Source organism: Parasutterella muris (assembly GCF_009767915.1).
Classification (GTDB): Bacteria; Pseudomonadota; Gammaproteobacteria; order Burkholderiales; family Burkholderiaceae_F; genus Parasutterella; species Parasutterella muris.
Genome location: NZ_WSRP01000071.1, coordinates 1 through 3,586 on the forward strand (window position 1 = coordinate 1; position 3,586 = coordinate 3,586).

Annotated in this window: 3 protein-coding genes and 1 tRNA gene; 2 read left to right on the forward strand and 2 right to left on the reverse strand. The window is 41.9% G+C overall.

Features of this window, described 5'->3' with window-relative positions; all coding sequences use genetic code 11:
- Positions 1 to 370: 370 nt before the first annotated feature.
- Positions 371 to 1,138: a DUF4422 domain-containing protein gene (locus E5987_RS12400; protein WP_160336382.1), complete on the forward strand. Its 768-nt coding sequence runs from the start codon at positions 371 to 373 to the stop codon at positions 1,136 to 1,138.
- A 38-nt stretch (positions 1,139 to 1,176) separates the two neighbouring features.
- Here E5987_RS12400 and E5987_RS12405 read toward each other — a convergent pair whose 3' ends face one another.
- Together E5987_RS12405 and E5987_RS12410 are read right to left on the reverse strand one after the other, a co-directional pair.
- Positions 1,177 to 2,271, reverse strand: a complete 1,095-nt coding sequence (locus E5987_RS12405; protein ID WP_160336383.1) for a hypothetical protein — start codon at positions 2,269 to 2,271, stop codon at positions 1,177 to 1,179.
- Positions 2,272 to 2,505: 234 nt separating this feature from the next.
- Positions 2,506 to 2,970, reverse strand: coding sequence for a helix-turn-helix domain-containing protein (locus E5987_RS12410; protein WP_304468524.1), 465 nt, complete (start codon positions 2,968 to 2,970; stop codon positions 2,506 to 2,508).
- A 264-nt stretch (positions 2,971 to 3,234) separates the two neighbouring features.
- Here E5987_RS12410 and E5987_RS12415 point away from each other — a divergent pair.
- Positions 3,235 to 3,325: transfer RNA gene (locus E5987_RS12415), tRNA-Ser, on the forward strand.
- Positions 3,326 to 3,586: the final 261 nt, after the last annotated feature.

Genomic DNA, 3,586 nt, shown 5'->3' on the forward strand with positions numbered 1-3,586 from the left:
CACTCTCTTGGTGTTTGACGGAGTATTTCTACTCCTTCATCCAATAAGCGCGAGCTAAAAATTTCTTCGCGAATTCAGTCCTCTAAACCCGCTTAAATCTTCAGCGCCCGCTCTTATCGGTCGTCGATAAATTTTTAAAGAACTTTGTTTTCGCTGTCGTGTTGATCAGCGAGGATGCGAATTATGAAGATGATTTTTTGGGTTGTCAAATCAACCGTCAAATTATTACAAATAGATACAGCGTAGCTGTGATTGCTTGCTGCTCATTGGGGCTCTTTCATCTTCGGTTTCTCTGAACGAAGATCTTGTCGTGATACGGCCATTCTGCGGGTATCATGAGGGCCTGAACATTCGGTATTTTTACGATTCAATGAAACTGGAAATTCTTGTTGCAGCTCATCGTCCCTATGTGCTGCCGGCCTCTGATATTTACAAACCGATTGAAGTCGGCGCCTGCTCGCGCAAAGACATCGGCCTTGGCGGCTATCGTGACAATACCGGATTGAACATTTCAGAAAAGAATCCAAACTACTGCGAGCTTACCGCTGTTTACTGGGCTTGGAAAAACCTTCCTTCTGATGTCACACATATTGGTCTGGTTCACTACCGCAGATATTTCGGCAAACGGCGTTTATTTCAGAGACCAGTGGACTGCGTTTTGTCTCTGGCGGATTTTCAGAAATTGCTTTCTTCTTCCAATGTGCTGCTGCCGCCCAAACGCAATTACTTTATCGAAACTGTACGCTCTCAATATGTACATGCGCATCATGCCAAAGACTTAGAGGTACTCGAACAAGTTTTGCGCGAGAGGTTTCTTAATTACCTGGTAGCATTTGATACGGTAATGAATGGGCGCCGCACTCATATTTTCAATATGTTTGTGATGCGAAGAGACTTCTTTAATCACTACTGTGAGTTCCTTTTTTCTGTGCTTTCTGAAGTTGAGCGCCGCCTGGACATTTCTTCATACAGCAAAAACGATGCAAGAGTTTTCGGTTTCCTCTCTGAAAGACTTCTGGATGTCTGGCTGATGACCAACCAAATCTCGTATTCTGAAACTTCATTGGTTTTTACAGAGCCGACCAACTGGATAAAAAAAGGAGCAGGTCTTCTGCTCCGTAAATTCGGTTTTCGTTAAAAAAGCTGTCAGCGCTTCCTTTTTAAACCGCGCTTAATTTAATCGGTTATCGCATTCCAGCATTTTGCACCCTTGCGTATTTCGCAAGGCAGAGTTCCGTATTTAATTCCGGATTCTTCGGGTGTGAGGACATAATGCGCCATTCTCAGGTTCAGCTTTTCGTTTTCACTGCAGTCTTTTTGGAAGAAGCATTTGTATTCTGAAGCATTAAACGCCTGCTGTTCCTTGACGAGTCTTTTCGAAGCAGTTGTCCAATCTTCACCAAATTCTTTCATGTTGATTGCAATAGCCTTATTGGCCAGTTCTGTTCTTGTTTTATCTGCATCTGACAAATTTAGCAGTGAACGGTAGCCGTTATAGAAAGCCGGACTCGGATGATTTTTCAGCTGCTCGAGAACTGCTGTCTGTTCTTTCCTCAGCTCATCTAATTCTTCCTTTGAAGGCTTAGTTTTAACATCTTTTACGGACAGCCAGCCGCGTGCTGTTTGATAGACTTCCCCGCCTTTTTCCAGTTTTTTTATCTCACGAATGCGAAGCTTGATCTCTTTAGGAAGAACGTGACACTCCTTGCGTCTGATCTTTCTGTTTTTATCTTTATTAAAACTCGGAGTATCTTCTGTTGCCAAAAGAGCTTCAAGATCGGAAAATCTTCTGCAGGTTAACGCGCCCTTAGCCAAGACGGCAGAACCCAGAGGCAGCTCCCGAGAGCTTTCCCTTTGCACATTTTTTACATAATTTGCATAAGCCGACAGCTCTGTAAGCTCATTCTGTTTTTCTCTCTGCGAAAGTACCGCATCACTTTTTACGCCGTCCGCGGTCAGCTTCCCTTTACCGAAGAGTTCAAGGTTATTTTTTCGATTAAAGCGTGTGTTTTCCAAAAGCTGCTTAATTTCAAAGCTGTGGTAATCAGACTCGAGTCGTTTTTTAACGCTGTTAACCGTTTTCCCGATGAGATATGCGCTTCCCCCGAGTGCCGTGATCTTTACATTTTCATTTTTATCGAAACTTTTTGCCGCTTTTTTCACATTGTCCTGAGTTATAGCCTCATCAGGGTCGACATTTGAACATCCTGTAAGAATGAAGGCGCAGCTGGAAAAAACAAGGATCGACGAAATTAATTTACTGAGTTGCATCGTATTAAGCCTAAAACCCGCTATAGGCAGTTAAGTGGTTATTATTCGTTCCATACTTTATCAGATCGATTTGAAAACGGATCGCTGCGTAATCCCGTTTCGGCCCACAACAAGAACACTGTATTGAGGTACTGTATTTAGGCCGTTGCTGACTCACAGTTTGGACTCCTAATTTTCTCTTTAATAGCCAAACTTTTTTCGTTCTTAGGCCTCATCGAAACTGATTCTATAAAACTAAGCCTGATCTAATTTCTGCTGACCCATCGGTACTTGTTTATTGCTCCGGCTGTTCTTCATTACCTCTTGTTTTTGATCTGCTGCGGCAAGGAGTCCTTTTGCTACATGGATCAGAATTTGTTTATCTCTGCGTGAAAGGTGAGCTATGACCGAGTCTTCCGAGACAATATTACGTGCACCTCTCTTATCATCAGTTCTTCCAAGAAGATAATCGCAGGAAACATTAAGGACGTTAGCCAGACTCACCAAAGTTGCCAATGTCGGTAAACGATTACTGTCGGGCTTTTCAAATAAGGAAATAACCGGCTGAGGAAGTTCACAAAGCTGAGCAAGTCCGGCTTGTGTGAGATTGTTTTCCAGTCGGAGCTGCTGCAAGCGCTTTGCCAATTCTTTTTTGAGATTAGGCTCCGGATACATCCTATAAATCCTTAGAAATTGAAACGAGATATTAAATAATATCACTATAAAGACTGAGACATCAGACGTTGAGAATAACAATATATCTTTTTGATTATTCAGTATTTATCATCAAATATTTCAATTCCCACCGCGCTTATACCGTCCTAAAAAAATGGTTGTTTATTCATTAAATCAAAAAATTAAACTATTAAAATTTTTAACTTATTGTTTAAAAAAGTTATTTTAAAGAAAAATAAAAAATCTGAAAAAAATTAGCTTTTTGAGATGACAAACGTTTTTTTATCCCATATAATCGCATTCTCTTTTGGAGAGGTGGCCGAGTGGTTTAAGGCGCACGCCTGGAAAGCGTGTAAACCCTTTAAAGGTTTCGGGGGTTCGAATCCCCCCCTCTCCGCCAGTACTCTGCATCCCCGACCTACATCACACTGCATCAATCAACATCAAACTCAAGAAGAGTTTCATTTTTTTGTAGTCTTGAATATCGTAAGCGTAAACTGACGCAGCAAAGGGATTGTCTTTTTCCTGAATTCCGTGCCCTCTAGGTGATAAATCTTGGAGGCACGGCTATCTTCAGAGCTTCCATCGTCGCTCTTAGTTTCTTGGGGATTAGGTCCCAGTAAAAAGAGTTTTCTTCGTCAGATTTCCTGCTGGTTACGTC

Bases quoted from the DNA above. Each gene is read 5' to 3' on its own strand.
- E5987_RS12405 (WP_160336383.1), bottom strand. From the start codon at position 2,271: ATGCAACTCAGTAAATTAATTTCGTCGATCCTTGTTTTTTCCAGCTGC.
- E5987_RS12400 (WP_160336382.1), top strand. From the start codon at position 371: ATGAAACTGGAAATTCTTGTTGCAGCTCATCGTCCCTATGTGCTGCCG.